This window comes from Mesorhizobium sp. M0954 (assembly GCF_040319155.1).
GTDB lineage: Bacteria > Pseudomonadota > Alphaproteobacteria > Rhizobiales > Rhizobiaceae > Mesorhizobium.
Genome location: NZ_JAMYNR010000020.1, coordinates 49,491 through 64,579, shown reverse-complemented (window position 1 = coordinate 64,579; position 15,089 = coordinate 49,491). Strand labels below are relative to the sequence as shown.

Annotated in this window: 17 protein-coding genes; 7 read left to right on the top strand and 10 right to left on the bottom strand. The window is 63.2% G+C overall.

Annotated features, from left to right (window positions below; genetic code table 11):
• Positions 1–5 precede the first annotated feature (5 nt).
• Complete coding sequence (locus tag NKH93_RS24140; RefSeq protein ID WP_352491646.1) at positions 6–1,049, top strand: DUF2332 domain-containing protein; 1,044 nt, start codon at positions 6–8, stop codon at positions 1,047–1,049.
• A 16-nt stretch (positions 1,050–1,065) separates the two neighbouring features.
• On the opposite strand, the gene NKH93_RS24135 is transcribed toward NKH93_RS24140, so the two are convergent.
• On the bottom strand, positions 1,066–1,233 hold the full coding sequence (locus tag NKH93_RS24135) for a hypothetical protein (RefSeq protein WP_352491645.1): 168 nt from the start codon (positions 1,231–1,233) through the stop codon (positions 1,066–1,068).
• A gap of 265 nt (positions 1,234–1,498) precedes the next feature.
• Between NKH93_RS24135 and NKH93_RS24130 the strand changes: the two genes are divergently transcribed.
• Entirely contained in the window at positions 1,499–2,416 is a 918-nt protein-coding gene (locus NKH93_RS24130; protein WP_352491644.1) for an SMP-30/gluconolactonase/LRE family protein, read from the top strand.
• Between the two features lie 32 nt (positions 2,417–2,448).
• A complete protein-coding gene (locus NKH93_RS24125) occupies positions 2,449–2,658 on the top strand; it encodes a tautomerase family protein (RefSeq protein ID WP_352491643.1) in 210 nt (69 codons plus the stop codon).
• 107 nt (positions 2,659–2,765) lie between these two features.
• Here NKH93_RS24125 and NKH93_RS24120 read toward each other — a convergent pair whose 3' ends face one another.
• From NKH93_RS24120 to NKH93_RS24085, 8 genes are all read right to left on the bottom strand, one after another.
• Positions 2,766–3,299, bottom strand: coding sequence for an NADPH-dependent FMN reductase (locus tag NKH93_RS24120; RefSeq protein ID WP_352491736.1), 534 nt, complete (start codon positions 3,297–3,299; stop codon positions 2,766–2,768).
• A gap of 40 nt (positions 3,300–3,339) precedes the next feature.
• Positions 3,340–3,960: a pyridoxamine 5'-phosphate oxidase family protein gene (locus NKH93_RS24115; protein ID WP_352491642.1), complete on the bottom strand. Its 621-nt coding sequence runs from the start codon at positions 3,958–3,960 to the stop codon at positions 3,340–3,342.
• Positions 3,961–4,050: 90 nt separating this feature from the next.
• Complete coding sequence (locus NKH93_RS24110) at positions 4,051–4,716, bottom strand: septation protein A (RefSeq protein WP_352920418.1); 666 nt, start codon at positions 4,714–4,716, stop codon at positions 4,051–4,053.
• Positions 4,717–4,776: 60 nt separating this feature from the next.
• Complete coding sequence (gene ftsY / locus NKH93_RS24105) at positions 4,777–6,366, bottom strand: signal recognition particle-docking protein FtsY (RefSeq protein WP_352920421.1); 1,590 nt, start codon at positions 6,364–6,366, stop codon at positions 4,777–4,779.
• Between the two features lie 11 nt (positions 6,367–6,377).
• Positions 6,378–7,679 (bottom strand): tRNA (N(6)-L-threonylcarbamoyladenosine(37)-C(2))-methylthiotransferase MtaB, encoded by a 1,302-nt coding sequence (mtaB, locus tag NKH93_RS24100; protein WP_352920424.1) that lies wholly within the window; start codon positions 7,677–7,679, stop codon positions 6,378–6,380.
• Entirely contained in the window at positions 7,679–8,563 is an 885-nt protein-coding gene (gene dapF / locus NKH93_RS24095) for a diaminopimelate epimerase (RefSeq protein WP_352470815.1), read from the bottom strand. Before dapF ends, mtaB begins: the two co-directional genes overlap by 1 nt.
• 73 nt (positions 8,564–8,636) lie before the next feature.
• Positions 8,637–8,798, bottom strand: a complete 162-nt coding sequence (locus NKH93_RS24090) for a DUF1328 family protein (RefSeq protein WP_031195454.1) — start codon at positions 8,796–8,798, stop codon at positions 8,637–8,639.
• 70 nt (positions 8,799–8,868) lie between these two features.
• Positions 8,869–9,879, bottom strand: a complete 1,011-nt coding sequence (locus NKH93_RS24085) for an MBL fold metallo-hydrolase (RefSeq protein WP_352540819.1) — start codon at positions 9,877–9,879, stop codon at positions 8,869–8,871.
• A gap of 306 nt (positions 9,880–10,185) precedes the next feature.
• Between NKH93_RS24085 and NKH93_RS24080 the strand changes: the two genes are divergently transcribed.
• Complete coding sequence (locus tag NKH93_RS24080) at positions 10,186–10,725, top strand: protease inhibitor Inh/omp19 family protein (RefSeq protein ID WP_352540820.1); 540 nt, start codon at positions 10,186–10,188, stop codon at positions 10,723–10,725.
• Between the two features lie 144 nt (positions 10,726–10,869).
• Positions 10,870–12,072 (top strand): cell division protein ZapE, encoded by a 1,203-nt coding sequence (zapE, locus tag NKH93_RS24075; RefSeq protein ID WP_352920428.1) that lies wholly within the window; start codon positions 10,870–10,872, stop codon positions 12,070–12,072.
• A 31-nt stretch (positions 12,073–12,103) separates the two neighbouring features.
• Here the strand turns inward: zapE and NKH93_RS24070 are convergent, their stop codons facing one another.
• Positions 12,104–12,532 (bottom strand): GNAT family N-acetyltransferase, encoded by a 429-nt coding sequence (locus NKH93_RS24070; RefSeq protein ID WP_352920431.1) that lies wholly within the window; start codon positions 12,530–12,532, stop codon positions 12,104–12,106.
• Positions 12,533–12,764: 232 nt separating this feature from the next.
• Here NKH93_RS24070 and mdh point away from each other — a divergent pair, with 232 nt between their 5' ends.
• Positions 12,765–13,733: a malate dehydrogenase gene (gene mdh / locus NKH93_RS24065; RefSeq protein WP_352456335.1), complete on the top strand. Its 969-nt coding sequence runs from the start codon at positions 12,765–12,767 to the stop codon at positions 13,731–13,733.
• 41 nt (positions 13,734–13,774) lie between these two features.
• Positions 13,775–14,968 carry an ADP-forming succinate--CoA ligase subunit beta gene (gene sucC, locus NKH93_RS24060; RefSeq protein WP_352685336.1) on the top strand — a complete coding sequence of 398 codons (1,194 nt, stop codon included), beginning with the start codon at positions 13,775–13,777 and terminating at the stop codon, positions 14,966–14,968.
• The last annotated feature ends 121 nt before the right edge of the window (positions 14,969–15,089 follow it).

The following is a 15,089-nucleotide window of genomic DNA, read 5'->3' as shown; positions in this document are numbered from 1 at the left end:
ACGCGATGGACGAACGAGACATCCGCGATCATTTTCTGGCACAGGCGAAAGCCTGCGATGGACTTGGCTCGCCTTTCACCGCGAATTTATGCCGTGCGCTCGCTAAGGTTCTCGACGCAAACACCAGGACCGGGCAGGCGGTGCTCGGTTGGCCGGGCGACGCGCGCGCCGACGCCCTCGCATTGCGGCTTTGCGGCGCGCTGCATGGGTTGGTCCTGACGGGTGCCAATGAGCGATTGGCACTGATCTATCCGCCCAACCAGACAAGCGAATCCGAGATCGCGGCGGTGCTGCCGGAGGCAATTGCGCGATCCGACGAGCGGATCGTCGCCGGCCTCGCCGGTGCGCCGCAGACCAATGAAATCGCCCGGTCGGCGATGCTGCTGCCTGGATTTCTGACGGTCGCGCGGGAAACCGGCCTGCCGCTGGACTTGTGCGAGATTGGCGCCAGCGCTGGGCTCAATCTCCTGTTCGACAGCTTTCACTACCGCTACGGCGATGCCGAGTGGGGCGACCGGACCTCCACCGTTCGGTTGGCGCCGGAGGTGCGCGGACTCGCTGTTCCGCTTGGTGGAGCGATCGACGTCCGCCACCGCGCCGGCTGTGACATCGCGCCGGTAGATGTCGCCGACGCAGCCACACGGTTACGGCTTCGGTCTTACGTCTGGGCCGATCAGGCTACGCGGCTGGCCCGGCTCGACGCTGCGCTGTCACTTGCCGAAAAGTTTCGACCGCCACTTGTCAAAGCGGACGCGGCGGATTTTGTCGGGAAGGCGCTGGCCGCGCGGCAGGAGGGTGGCGCTTTTGTGCTCTATCATTCGATCATGTGGCAATACCTGCCGCGGGCGACCAAGGATGCGATCATCGTCGCCCTGGAGCAGGCGGGCAGACAGGCCACGGCCGCTGCGCCAATCGCAAGGCTGAGGATGGAGCCGCGCGATCCCACAAACAATTGGGCGGTACTCAGCCTGACTTTATGGCCGGGCGGCGAGACGCACCGCCTGGCCCATTGCGATTACCACGGCCGCTGGATCGAATGGGTGGGCTAAGCCCGATCCCATTCACTCAGCCGTAGATCTGCTTGTGGACCTGGTAGAGCATTTCTGAGCGGTCGGCGCGCATGTCGGCGAGGTCGCGGCTGCTGAAGCTGTCGATTTCGGCGACGAGGCGGTTGTAATGCCGGCGCTTGGCGATGCTGGCGCGAGCGCGGCTCATGAGGCTGTCGATGACCATAGCGAGTTTCCTTTTTGCGCCGCGTTTCGCGGCCAGTTGTTCCTCCCTTGATCAATACGGAGCATGACATAGTTATGGTGCATTGCAAAAATAAGATGTTGCAATGCACCATTGCGCTGGGCGCATAGCCGGTTAACGGGATGTGACCTGCCGTCCGGGCCAGCATTCGCATTCCATAATGCCTCTGACGCATCATCGATCTTGCCATATCGATCGTGGGCTGGCTTGATCGCGCCTTGCCAAGCGACTGCTACCGGGAGGAACCATGGCCAGCGAATTCTACGAAGTTCTCGATCCGCGCTTTTCGCGGCTGTTCAACGGCAATGCACAGGTCGACAGGCTGTTTACCGGCTGCCGATGGGCGGAAGGACCGGCCTGGTTCGCGGCCGGGCGCTATGTGGTCTGGTCCGACATCCCGAACAATCGCATGCTGCGGTACGACGAGACCGACGGCTGCGTCAGCGTATTCCGTCAGCCGTCCGGCAATTCCAACGGCAACACCGTCGACCGGCAAGGCCGGCTGGTTACTTGCGAGCATTCCGGCCGCCGCGTCAGCCGCACCGAGCATGACGGCTCGGTCATCACCATCACCGACAAATGGCGCGGCAAGCGGCTGAACTCGCCCAATGACGCGGTGGTCAAGTCCGATGGCTCGATCTGGTTCACCGATCCGAGCTACGGCATCGATACCGATTACGAGGGCGACAAGGCCGAAAGCGAAATCGGCGCCTGCCATGTCTACCGGGTCGATCCCGGCACCGGCGAGACCGAGGCGGTGATCACCGACATGGTCAGGCCCAACGGGCTCGCCTTCTCGCTCGACGAGCGCCAACTCTATGTCGCGGATACCGGCCGCACGCATGGTGCGCAAAATCCGGCGCACATCCGGGTGTTCAATGTCGGCCAGGGCGGCAAGACGGTCTCAGGCGAAAAGGTCTTTGCCGACTGCACCGCCGGCCTGTTCGACGGTTTCAGGCTGGATGCGGACGGCCGCATCTGGACCAGCACCGCCGACGGGGTCCATTGCTACGATCCAGACGGGACGCTGATCGGCAAGGTCAAGGTACCGGAAGTCGTTGCTAATTGCGTGTTCGGCGGCAACAAGCTGAACTGCCTCTACATCGCCGGCACCACATCGCTCTACATGGTCCGGCTCATGGTCAACGGCGCCAAAACCTACTGAGCGGCTGCCAAGCATATGCAAGGGAGGGAACCATGCCATTCGTGAATATCCGCCTGGTCAAGGAGGTGATTGCCGACGACCCGGCCGGCAAAAAGGCCGCGATCGCCGCCCAAGTGACAGCGGCCATCACCGGCGTCACCGGCCTGACCAACAACGATGTCTGGGTGGTTTTCGAGGAGGTCGCTGCACGCGACTGGTTCGTCGGCGAGACCGACGTCGAGACGCGGAGGAGCAAGGGATAGTTCCCGGCACAGATTGGCCGCAGCTCCTAGCGTCGTCATCCCGGGGGCGGAGCAGGAGCGAAACTCCGTCGCGGAGACCCTGGGATGGCGAAAGCACGGTCCGGCGTTCACCGCGAGCGGATGAACTCCGCGAAGGCGGATAGGGCATCGCGCATCGTCAGCCGGTTTTCCGGCTGCGATAAGATATCCTCCACCTCCGGCGGCTTCTTGCCGAGCAGCGCTATTTCGAGCGCTGCTTCCTCATGGAGCGCAAAAGACATTGTCCGCATGATCTCGATCAGTGCGGCGCGGGCAAACAGCGAGCGCGGCGAGGCATGCACCAGCATGGCTGGCTTGCCAACGGCGGCATCGCGCGACACCAGCCAGTCAAGCGCGTTCTTCAGGCCGCCTGGCACACCGTGAGCATATTCCGGGCAGGAGACGATGACGCCGTCAGCGGCGGTGACCGCATCGATCAGCACTGCTGCTTGCGGCGGCGTCCGCTCGCCTTCGTCGTCGGGGTTGAAGATCGGCAGCCGGCCAAGTCCATCGTAGACGGAGACGTGACAGTCCGGCGGCGCGTTTTGCGCGAGTGCCGCGACCAGGGCCGAATTGATCGAGGCGGCGCGCAGGCTGCCGGAGATGGCGAGGATGTTCAGCAAAGGAATGGAGACCGGCTTGGGCGATTCGTTGCCGGGCACGCTACCACATGGTCTCCCTGTATTCCTCATCCAGCCAGCGGTCGGTCGCCTCGGCCGAATCGGCGAGCGCCAGCTGGTCGCGCAGGATCTGGCCGAGCGTCGGCAGCGTCGCGCGGTCGTACCAGCTCTCCGGCTTCCACAGTTCGGAGCGCATGAAGGCCTTGGCGCAATGCATATAGGCGGCCTTGACCGTCACCACGACGACGCTTTGCGGCGCCTTGCCGTCGACCGCCAGCCGCTCGCGTAACGCCGCATCGACGGTGATGCGGGCATCGCCGTTGACACGCAGCGTCTCGTTCATGCCGGGAATGAGGAAGAGCAGCCCGACCGAGGGATTGAGAAGGATGTTCTCCAGCGTGTCGAGCCGGTTGTTGCCCGGCCGGTCGGGGATGGCGATGGTCTTCTCGTCGAGCACTGCCACAAAACCCGGCCTGTCGCCCTTGGGCGTCACATCGGCATTGCCGGCGCCGTCGGACGAGCCGATCAGCACGAACGGGCTCTTGCCGATGAATGAACGGCAGTGGCCGTCCAATGTCTTCAATTCCTTGCGGATCGAGCCGTCGGTCAGCCGAGGCGTCTTGTAGATCGTCCTCAACTCGTCGCGCGTGGTGATGAATTCCATGCCCCTCTCCCCTTATTCTGATGCAATTCCCTAGGGAAAACGCTACGCGCTTTTCCCGGGAAAACCGCTACACACTTTCCTGGAATTGCTCTATTTGCCGGCCTTCTCTTCCTTGCCGGCCTTGTCCTCGAGCGAATGGCGCAGGATCAACCGCATTTGGCTTAACGTGAAGACAAGGGTAATGGGAATCGTGCCCCAGACCTTGAAATAAAGCCAGGCTTCCTCAGAAAAGTTGCGCCACACGATCTCGTTCAGCGCAGCCAGAAAAAGGAAGAAGAGTCCCCATCGGAAAGTGAGCTTGCGCCAGCCTTCGGCGTCGAGATTGAAGGCGGAATCAAAGACATAGCCCAACAGCGATCTGCCAAACGCCAACCCGCCAAGCAACGTGATGCCGAACAGGCTGTTGATGATTGTCGGCTTCATGAAAGCGAAGGTCTTGTCCTGCAGCCACAGCGCCAGTGCGCCAAACACAAACACCACGATGGCCGAGACCAACGGCATGATCGGCCAGCTGCGCGTCAAAATCCACGAAACGCTGAGCGATAGCGCCGTCGCCACCATAAAGAACGCTGTGGCAATCAGGATAGGCTCGCCGATATGGCCGAGGATCGGAAATTTCCCGACAAGCCACGCGCCGCGGATGGTGGTGAAAAAGAACACCAGACCAGGCCCGAGCTCGAGCAGGAATTTCAGGCCGGGGTTCAACGCCTTGCGTCGCGGATCGGACGGGTCGCCTTCGAGGATGGGTGGGTTCATAGCGTCCTTCTTACGCGTGATCCAATCCAAAAAGCTTGCAACTTTTCGGGATCATGCTCGTCAAGCCACTCCAGCGATCGCCCTGGCAAATTCGCTTGCGGAAAAGGGTTCGAGGTCGTCGACCTGTTCGCCGACGCCGATGAAATAGACCGGCAATTTGTGCTTTGCCGCGATCGCCACCAGAATACCGCCGCGCGCCGTGCCGTCCAGCTTGGTCATCACCAGGCCGTTGACGCCGGCGACATTGCGGAAGATCTCGACCTGGTTGAGCGCATTCTGGCCGGTGGTGGCATCGACCGTCTGCAGCACGGTGTGCGGCGCTTCCGGATCGAGCTTGCCCAGCACCCGGACGATCTTTTCCAGTTCCGCCATTAGTTCGGTCTTGTTCTGCAGCCGCCCGGCGGTGTCGATGATCAGCACGTCGGAGCCGGCCTCCTTCGCGCGCTCGAATGCATCGTAGGCGAGGCCGGCGGCATCGGCGCCGAGCTTCGAGGCAATGACCGGCGAGTTGGTGCGCTCGCCCCAGATCTTCAGCTGCTCGATCGCGGCTGCGCGAAAGGTGTCGCCGGCGGCGAGCATCACCGAGAGACCGCCATCGGTGAGCTTCGCCGCCAGCTTGCCGATGGTCGTGGTCTTCCCCGTGCCGTTGACGCCGACCACCAGGATGACATGCGGCTTGTGGCTGAGGTCGAGCTCCAACGGCATGGCGACGTGGGTCAGCACCTTCTCAACCTCGGCCGCCATGATGGCCCGGACTTCGGTGTCGGAGACGTCCTTGCCGTAGCGGCTGGCGGAGAGCGCGTCGGTAACGCGCAAAGCCGTCTCCATGCCGAGATCGGCGCGGATCAGCACATCCTCCAGGTCCTGCAGCGTGTCCTCGTCAAGCTTCCGCTTGGTGAAGACGCCGGCGATGTTGCCCGACAACTCCCGGGAAGAGCGGGCAAGCCCGTCTCGCATGCGCTGGAACCAGGAACGCCTCGGCGCCGGTTCGGGCGCCTTCTGCGGCTCGGCTTTCTGCTCGACCTTCTTGGTTACGGTGACTTTGCCGGGGGCGGGCTTTGGCTCCGGCGATGGTTGCGGAACGGCTTCTGGCTCGGGCTTTACCTCCCCCTCGATGGGAGGGTGGGGCGCCGGCAGGACCTCCGGTTCGGGCGCGATCTCGCTCAAGATCGGTTTCGTCTCGGCCGGCGCTGGCTGGCGGATCGGGGGCGGTATTTCGGCGGGCGGGACTTCGCGCGCTGGCGCTGCTGAGGGAGCCTCGGTGGGCACTACCGGCACTTCGACGGGTGCAGGTTCTGGCTGGGAGGGGACGATTTCTGGCTGCTGCGGCTCGGCCCGGATCTCCTCCGGTTCCTCAGCAGGCGTTTCCGGCTCGGGTGGAATGGTCGGCGGCGGCTCAGGCTTCTGCGATTCCGGCGCCGGTTGGGGTGCCGGAGGCAACTCTGGTTCGACTGGCGGTGGAGGTACGGCTTCGACTTCGGGTCGCGACTCGTCGCGTTTCAAAAACTCCGGGACGGCCTGCTCGGCGGCCGGTTTCAGCGCCTCCAGTTCGTCCCATTTGATCGGCGGCAGCGGCGCGGCCTCGTCGGGCCGCTCCTCGACGACTTCCTTCTTGCCGAACGAAAATATCTTCTTGAAAAACCCAGCCATGTCTTGCGCTCTCAGGCGGCGCGGGCGGCAAGCGGCGCGGCGATCAGTCGGATACCGTCATGGCCGGCGATATCAGCCTCGACGATGTCGCCCGGAGCGCCGGCAGAGACCGCGGCCAGCGTAAACCCTTCGGTGCGGCCAAGGCCGTCACGCTCGACCAGGATCGACTGATGCGTTCCAGCGAGCGAGGCAAGATGGCGGCGATAGGCGGCCTCGCCGGCGGCGCGCAGGCGTGCCGCGCGTTGCTTGACGACGTCGCGGCGGAGCTGCGGCATGCGCGCGGCGGGCGTGCCCTGGCGCGGCGAAAACGGGAAGACGTGGAGATGCGTCAGGCCGCATTCCTCGACGATCTCCAGCGAGTTTTCGAACATGGCGTCCGTCTCGGTCGGGAAGCCGGCGATGATGTCGGCGCCGAAAACAATGCCGGGGTGCAGTTTGCGCACATCCTCGCAAAAGCGGATCGACTGGTCGCGGCTGTGCCGGCGCTTCATCCGCTTCAGGATCATGTCGTCACCCGATTGCAGCGACAGATGCAGATGCGGCATCAGCCTCGGCTCGGTGGCGATGGCGTCCAGCAGATCGTCGTCGGCTTCGATCGAGTCGATCGAGGAAAGCCGCAGGCGTTTCACGTCTGGCACCTGCTTCAGGATGGTCTTGACCAATTTGCCGAGCTTCGGTGCGCCCGGCAGATCGGCGCCAAAACTGGTCATGTCGACGCCCGTCAGCACGATCTCGGCATAACCATTGCCGACGAGTCGCTTGATCTGCTCGACCACGGCGCCCATCGGCACCGAGCGCGAATTGCCGCGACCGTAGGGAATGATGCAGAAGGTGCAGCGGTGGTCGCAGCCGTTCTGCACCTGGACAAAAGCGCGCGCCCGGCCCTCGATGGCGTCGACCATGTGGGCGGCCGTCTCGCGCACCGAAAAGATATCGTTGACGCGCGCCTTCTCAGTGTCGTTGACGCCGAAATCCGGCAGCGCGCGATAGGAATGCGCCTTCAGCTTTTCCTCATTGCCGAGGACGAGATCGACCTCGTCCATGGCGACGAAATCCTGCGGGCCGGTCTGCGCGGCACAGCCGGTGACGATGATGCGGGCGGCCGGGTTCTCACGGCGGGCTTTTCTGATCGACTGCTTGGCCTGGCGTACAGCCTCGCCGGTGACGGCGCAGGTGTTGAAGATGATGGCGCCGCCTTCGAGGCCGCCGAGGCCCGCACTTTCGGCTTCACGCCGCATCACCTCGGATTCATAGGTGTTCAGCCGGCAGCCGAAGGTGACGACCTCGATACCCTTGTTGCCAAGAGGAGCCATCAGGCGGCGCTTTCGGTGTCGCGCGCCCACGCCCCGGTCGAAGGATCGAAGCTGCCGGAAAATTCCCATTCGGCGGCACCGGTGAGGATGACGTGGTCGTCGTCGCGCCACAAAACATGCAGCGAGCCGCCGCCGGGCGTCATCAGCGTGACGCCGCGGCCGGTACGCCGGGTGCGGGACGCGGCGACTACAGCGGCGCAAGCAGCCGTGCCGCAGGCCTTGGTCAGGCCGGCGCCGCGCTCCCAGGTGCGGATGGCCATGGTCTCCGGCGAGGTCACCTGCGCGATGGTGATGTTGGCGCGCTCGGGGAAGATCGGGTGGTTTTCGAGCAGCGGGCCGAAGCGCTCGAGCTCGTACGACCAGACGTCGCGGTCGACCCAGAAGATGGCGTGCGGATTGCCCATCGAGACGACCGACGGCGAATGCAGCACCGGAGCATCGATCGGGCCGATCTGCAGCTCGATCATGCGGGTGTCGCGGAATTCCTCGGCCAGCGGGATGTCCTGCCAGCCAAAGCGCGGCCTGCCCATGTCGACCGAGATCATTCCGTCGGCATGTTCCTCGGCATTGAGGATGCCGGCGACTGTTTCAAAGGCAAATGTCTTCTGGCCGGTCTCGGCGGCGAGCGCCTGGACGACACAACGCATGCCGTTGCCGCAGGCTTGCGCCCTGGTTCCGTCGGAATTCAAGATGTCGATGAAAAAGGCGGTGCCCGGCGTCCTGGGGTCGTGGATCGCCATGATCTGGTCGAACCTGGTCGCCGCATCGGCATTAAGCGCGACGGCTGCCGCAGGCGTCACGCGATCGGCACGGCCACGCATATCGGCAACGATGATTTCGTTGCCGATGCCGTTCATCTTGGCGAAAGGGGCCGCGCTTGCCATCGATCGAAAGGTCTCTTGCCGTTTGGCGCCTATATGGCGGATAGCGGCAGAAATTACCAGCGCGGCGTGATTTTCAAGTCACCGCGAAGACGCCAAGCACGATCAGCAGGAAGATGATCAGCACGATGCCGATGAGGATGCGCGCGCCGGTGGCGGCGGCTCCGGCCAGTGCCGGCATGCCGAGCAGGCTCGCCGCGGCCGCGATAATCAAAAGAATGATGATCCACCTGATCATGAGAGACACCTCGCAGGCGACAAGTTTGAACACCTACAAACGTCTATGTGATGCCCTAGGTTCCGCCGCGCTAGACCGCCGGCACGTCCCAGACTTCGCCCGGCCGCAAGGCGCGAAAACGTTGCCGCGGCAGGCCGGCAGCATCGAGCGCTTCGCCGAGCTTTCTGGGCGGCTCGTCGATCGGCTCGTTGGTGAGCCGGAACGTGCCCCAGTGACAGCCGGCTGCATAGGCGGCGTTGCACAAAAGCATGCCTTGCACCGCCTCCTCCGGATCCTGGTGATGTGGCGCCATGAACCAGCGCGGCTCGTAGGCGCCGATCGGCAGGATGGCGAGGCGGAAGCCGCCGTGCTTTTGCGCCATCAGCCGGTAATTGATGCCACCGTGGAAGCCGGTATCGCCGGCGAAATAGATCTTTGCGTCGGGTGTCTCGACGACGAAACCCGCCCACAGCGCCATGCGCCGGTCGCGAGTACCGCGGGCCGACCAGTGGTGCACCGGCTCGACATGGACGGCGACGCCATCGCCGATATCGACCCGGTCGCCCCAGTCATGCGCGGAAAGCCTCATACGGGGCACGGCAGCGCCGATGATCGTGTCGTTGCCGAGCGGCGTCAGCAGCAGCGGGTCGTGTCTTGTCTTCAGGCGCTTCAGCGTGGCGAGGTCGAGATGGTCGTAATGGTTGTGGCTGACCAGCACGAGGTCGATCGGCGGCAAATGCGAAAACGCGATGCCCGGCGGATTGACGCGTTTCGGACCGGCGAAGGAGAGCGGCGAGACGCGTCGCGACCAGACTGGGTCGGTCAGGATGTTCAGGCCGGCTGTCTGGACGAGCAGCGAGGAATGACCGACCATGGTGAGGCGCAGCGCAGAACCATCGATGCGCTCGACCGGTCTTGCCGGTGGAAACGGGCTCGGATCCGCCGCCGGCCATTTCGAGCGCTCGCGGCTCAATTGCCATTTCAACAGATCGGCAAAGCGACCCGGCGGCCGTCCGTCGGGATTGAAGAACAAGGTGCCGTCGAAATGATCGCTGGGCGGCCCGCTGTAATAGCGGTTGGCGGCTCTCTTTCTCGCGGCCAAGAAATCGGCTCCCTGCAGTTTGCTGATCGCCAAGAGATAATGCCGGCGCCGGCCCGCACAAGCATTTGAGGTGAACGCCAGGGATTTGGCGCCAGCGCGCCGTATCGAAATCAACCGGAGGTGTCGGCCAAACGGCCAAGGCGTAACGCAATTTCAGGCAATGTGAATTTTGCGACAAATTTGCAACATTACCGGCGCAAACCGTATTTTAACCATATCGGGTTGAAATTTCGCCACCTTCTCCATCTTGGTGAGGGGGACATTGCGCGGACGGCATCCCCAGCCCGATCCGACGGAGGTTGAAGAATGAAATTTTCGAAAACCGGCCCGCTGGCCGTATCGTTGGCCGTGCTCGTTGCGAGCGGCTGTTCAACCTCACGGTTCACATCGATGGACGAGCAGCAGCCGGCGCCGCTGGAAGCTGCGCCCGCCGGCAAGGTGACTGCAAACCAGCTGCCGCCACCGGCGACACCCGGCCCGGCCGACCCGTCGAAATTTCCGACCGCGCCGCAGAACACGCAGGTCGCCTCGCTGCCGCCCGACGGGACGGCGCCGGCCGGTGCAGCCGACCTGACCGCGTCCAGCGTCGCCGGTGTTTGGAAGGCAAGCGTGTCCGGCCAGAGCTGTCAGGTGGCGACGCCGCAGACCAAATTCGGGTCGGGCTACCGCGCCGGACCGCTGCATTGCCCGGCGCCGCTCGATGGCATCAAATCCTGGAACGTCGCCGGCAAGCAACTGACGCTCTACGACGAGAATGGCGGCACGCTGGCACGGCTTTATTCCTCAGGCGGCGAGAAATTCGACGGCCAGACTTCCAACGGCCTGCCGATCTCGCTTACAAGGTAAGAAAACGGCCCCCATTGTTACGCAATTCCGGACGGAAAACCGTTACACACTTTTCTTGGAATTGCTCTCTTTTGTTTTTTACGCAATTCCGGACAGAAAACCGCTGCACACTTTTCTTGGAATTGCTCCGGAACGACGTGACCAATGCATCTGCGTGACGGCCTCCAGACTCATGCGACCGTCAAGCAGCGCTATGACCATCTGGTCGAGACGGGCGCCATCGGGCGCGATCCGGCGCAGGAGCGGATCGCCGCTGCGCTCGACCGGCTGATCGAAGAGATATCGGCAAAGCGGCTGGCGCAGAAATCAAGCGCGCTGGGGTGGTTGTTCGCCCGCAAGCGCGAGGTGCACGAGGCGGTCAAGGGCCTTTATATCCATGGCGGCGTCGGCCGCGGCAAGACCATGCTGATGGACATGTTTTTCGAGCTGCTGCCGGTGCGGCGCAAGCGCCGGGTGCATTTCAACGACTTCATGGCCGACGTGCAGGACCGCATCCAGAAGCACCGACAGGCTCGCAAGAACGGCACGGCCAAGGAGGACGATCCGATCCCGCCGGTGGCGCGCGCGCTGGCCGAGGAAGCCTGGGTGCTATGCTTCGACGAGTTCTCCGTCACCGACATCGCCGATGCGATGATCCTGTCAAGGTTGTTTTCGGCGTTGTTTGCCAATGGCGTGGTGCTGGTTGCCACTTCCAATGTTGCGCCGCAGGATCTCTACCGCGACGGCCTGAACCGTCAGTTGTTTTTGCCGTTTGTCGCTATCCTGGAGCGCCACGCGCAGGTGCTGGCGCTGGACGCCGATAAAGATTACCGCCTCGACAAGCTCAGCCGCATGCCGGTCTACATCACCGCGGCCGATGCCGCCGCCGACCATGCGCTCGACGACGCGTGGGCGGTGATGACGCATGGCAGGCCGACGGCCGAGACGATGCTGACGGTGAAGGGCCGGCACGTCGTGGTGCCGCGTTCTGCCGGCGAGGCGGCGCGGTTTTCCTTCGCCGATCTCTGCGAGAGGCCGCTCGGCGCCCGCGACTATCTTGCCATTGCCAGCCGTTTCTCGACCATCTTCATCGACCGTGTGCCGGTGCTCGGCGAAGGCAAGCGCAACGAAGCCAAGCGCTTCATCCTGCTGGTCGATACGCTCTACGATCATCATGTACGGCTGGTGCTGAGCGCCGCGGCACCGCCGGCGCAGCTCTATACGGCCAAGCGCGGCAACGAAGTCTTCGAGTTCGAGCGCACCGCATCGCGGCTGATCGAGATGCAGAGCCACGACTGGCTGGAGAACTGGACGGAGAGGCAGGGGGCGCAGGGATCATCGACCGAGGCACGGCAGGCTCAGGCGTGAGGGATAGTACAGAAGGGGTCGCTGCCGCTGGCTATAACCTATAAACATACATGACGAACCCCTCCGCCGGCCCATGCGGCTCTTTTCGCGACTCGTAAAGTGCGCGAGCAGCAACATTGTCCGGCTCGGTGCCGACCCACGCCTCCTCACAGCCATGCTCGCGACCGAGTGCCAGCATGGCGCCGAGCATCCTCGTCGCAATGCCCAGGCGTTGAAAGGCCGGCGCCACGCCGACCTCGTCTATGTAGAGTTCGCTCACCTTGTCCGGGTAGCGGTGGATGACGGCTGCGCATTGGCCAACGACGATGCCGTCGGCGAGGGCCACGACCATGAAATGACCGGGCTCCGCGAGATAGGCGGAGAGCCGATCCGGCCTGACCGGCTCGTCGAAGACTTCGTCGGCAACCCGCATCACAAGGGCGTCATCGCCAGGAAACAGCCTTCTGATTTCCAGTGCCATTGTGTAGAACTCCTCTAGTCGGCTTCAGAATTCTGACGTTTACGTAACTCCCATTGTTTCTAACCGATTGAAATTACTCACTCCAAAATAATCGTTTGAATTTTTGTGCGGCCGGGGCTATTGCGTGCGGCGCATTTCGCGGTTCCGCAGCATTCCGGCCTCTTCCTCCGACGCCGTCATCAAATCGTCAAGGATTTGGGCGCCGTCATAGTCAAAGGGAAAATATCCTGACATGGCACGCAACAAGATAGCGCTCATCGGCTCGGGCATGATCGGCGGCACCCTCGCCCACATGGTCGGCCTCAAGGATCTCGGCGACGTCGTGCTGTTCGATATCGCCGAAGGCATCCCGCAAGGCAAGGGACTGGACATCGCGCAGTCGTCGCCGGTCGATGGGTTCGACTCGAGGCTGACCGGCGTCAACGACTATGCCGGCATCGAGGGCGCCGATGTCTGCATCGTCACCGCCGGCGTGCCGCGTAAGCCCGGCATGAGCCGCGACGATCTTCTAGGCATCAATCTGAAGGTAATGGAGCAGGTCGGCGCCGGCCTCAAGAAATACGCGCCGAAAGCCTTCGTCATCTGCATCACCAATCCGCTCGACGCCATGGTCTGGGCGCTGCAGAAATTTTCCGGCCTGCCCAAGAGCCATGTCGTCGGCATGGCCGGCGTGCTCGACAGTTCGCGCTTTCGTTATTTCCTGGCCGAGGAATTCAAGGTCTCGGTCGAGGACGTCACCGCCTTCGTGCTCGGCGGCCATGGCGATTCCATGGTGCCGATGATCCGCTATTCGACGGTTGCCGGCATCCCGCTGCCCGACCTCATCAAGATGGGCTGGACCTCGAAAGAGCGGCTCGACCAGATCGTGCAGCGCACCCGCGACGGCGGCGCCGAGATCGTCGGCCTGCTCAAGACCGGCTCTGCCTTTTATGCGCCGGCCGCCTCGGCCATCGCCATGGCCGAAGCCTATCTCAAGGACAAGAAGCGGGTGCTGCCCTGTGCGGCGTACCTCTCCGGCCAATATGGCGTCAAGAACACCTATGTCGGCGTTCCCGTGGTAATCGGGGCCGGCGGCGTCGAGCGGATCATCGAGATCGAGCTCGCGAAGAGCGAGCAGAAGATGTTCGACAATTCGGTCGCGGCGGTGCAGGGCCTGTGCGACGCCTGCGTCAAGATCGCTCCGCATCTCGCGGCCAAGTAAGCCGGTAACCAAGCCCGCCAAGCAAGCTGGAGACATAGCGCATGAACATCCATGAATATCAGGGCAAGGCGCTGCTGAAAGGCTTTGGCGCACCCGTGGCCGAGGGCGTGCCGGTGTTCAAGGCGAGCGAGGCGGAAGCTGCCGCCAAGGCGCTGCCCGGCCCACTCTATGTGGTCAAGAGCCAGATCCATGCCGGCGGCCGCGGCAAGGGCAAGTTCAGGGAGCTCGGGCCCGATGCCAAGGGCGGCGTCAGGCTGGCGAAGTCGGTGGCCGAGGTCGTCGCCAACGCCGAGGAGATGCTCGGCCATACGCTGGTCACCAAGCAGACCGGCCCGGCCGGCAAGCAGGTCAACCGGCTCTATATCGAGGACGGCGCCGACATCGAGCGCGAGCTCTATCTGTCGATCCTGGTCGACCGCTCGGTCGGGCGCGTCGCCTTCGTCGTCTCGACCGAGGGCGGCATGGACATCGAGGCGGTCGCCCACGACACGCCGGAAAAGATCATCACCGTCGCCATCGACCCGGAAAAGGGCGTGACTGCGGACGATGTGAGGAAGCTCAACGCGGCGCTGAAGCTCGACGGCGACGCCGCCAAGGATGGCGCGACGCTGTTCCCCATCCTCTACAAGGCGTTTGTCGAGAAGGACATGAGCCTGCTCGAGGTCAACCCTTTGATCGTCATGAGGAGCGGCCGGCTGCGCGTTCTCGACGCCAAAGTGTCGTTCGACAACAATGCGCTGTTTCGCCACCCGGACGTGCTCGAATTGCGCGACACCACCGAAGAGGACGAGAAGGAGATCGAGGCGTCGAAATACGACCTCGCCTATGTCGCGCTCGACGGCAATATCGGCTGCATGGTCAACGGCGCCGGCCTCGCCATGGCAACGATGGACATCATCAAGCTTTATGGCGCCGAGCCCGCCAACTTCCTCGATGTCGGCGGCGGCGCGTCGAAAGAAAAGGTGACGGCGGCGTTCAAGATCATCACCAAGGATCCGGCGGTCAAAGGCATTCTGATCAACATCTTCGGCGGCATCATGAAATGCGACATCATCGCCGAGGGCGTCATCGCAGCAGTCAAGGAGGTCGGCCTGCAGGTGCCGCTGGTGGTGCGGCTGGAAGGCACCAATGCCGAGCTCGGCAAGAAGATCATCAACGACAGCGGGCTAAACGTGGTGTCGGCCGATGACCTCGATGACGCAGCCAAGAAGATTGTCGCGGCGGTGAAGGGCTGAGCATTTGGAAAACGCTCCGTTTGCCCATCCAATATGGTCAATATTTATGATTGCCATGGGTATCGGCGGACTGTGGGCCTTTCCCGAGCGGAGAAAGATGTCGGAAAAGATGCGCCGCCAC

Coding starts and splice junctions, on each gene's coding strand:
- NKH93_RS24070 (WP_352920431.1), bottom strand. CDS start 12,532: ATGGCACTGGAAATCAGAAGGCTGTTTCCTGGCGATGACGCCCTTGTG.
- dapF (WP_352470815.1), bottom strand. CDS start 8,563: ATGGCAAGCGCGGCCCCTTTCGCCAAGATGAACGGCATCGGCAACGAA.
- NKH93_RS24130 (WP_352491644.1), top strand. CDS start 1,499: ATGGCCAGCGAATTCTACGAAGTTCTCGATCCGCGCTTTTCGCGGCTG.
- NKH93_RS24140 (WP_352491646.1), top strand. CDS start 6: ATGGACGAACGAGACATCCGCGATCATTTTCTGGCACAGGCGAAAGCC.
- NKH93_RS24135 (WP_352491645.1), bottom strand. CDS start 1,233: ATGGTCATCGACAGCCTCATGAGCCGCGCTCGCGCCAGCATCGCCAAG.
- sucC (WP_352685336.1), top strand. CDS start 13,775: ATGAACATCCATGAATATCAGGGCAAGGCGCTGCTGAAAGGCTTTGGC.
- NKH93_RS24110 (WP_352920418.1), bottom strand. CDS start 4,716: ATGAACCCACCCATCCTCGAAGGCGACCCGTCCGATCCGCGACGCAAG.
- mdh (WP_352456335.1), top strand. CDS start 12,765: ATGGCACGCAACAAGATAGCGCTCATCGGCTCGGGCATGATCGGCGGC.
- NKH93_RS24125 (WP_352491643.1), top strand. CDS start 2,449: ATGCCATTCGTGAATATCCGCCTGGTCAAGGAGGTGATTGCCGACGAC.
- NKH93_RS24115 (WP_352491642.1), bottom strand. CDS start 3,960: ATGGAATTCATCACCACGCGCGACGAGTTGAGGACGATCTACAAGACG.
- NKH93_RS24090 (WP_031195454.1), bottom strand. CDS start 8,798: ATGATCAGGTGGATCATCATTCTTTTGATTATCGCGGCCGCGGCGAGC.
- zapE (WP_352920428.1), top strand. CDS start 10,870: ATGCATCTGCGTGACGGCCTCCAGACTCATGCGACCGTCAAGCAGCGC.
- mtaB (WP_352920424.1), bottom strand. CDS start 7,679: ATGGCTCCTCTTGGCAACAAGGGTATCGAGGTCGTCACCTTCGGCTGC.
- ftsY (WP_352920421.1), bottom strand. CDS start 6,366: ATGGCTGGGTTTTTCAAGAAGATATTTTCGTTCGGCAAGAAGGAAGTC.
- NKH93_RS24080 (WP_352540820.1), top strand. CDS start 10,186: ATGAAATTTTCGAAAACCGGCCCGCTGGCCGTATCGTTGGCCGTGCTC.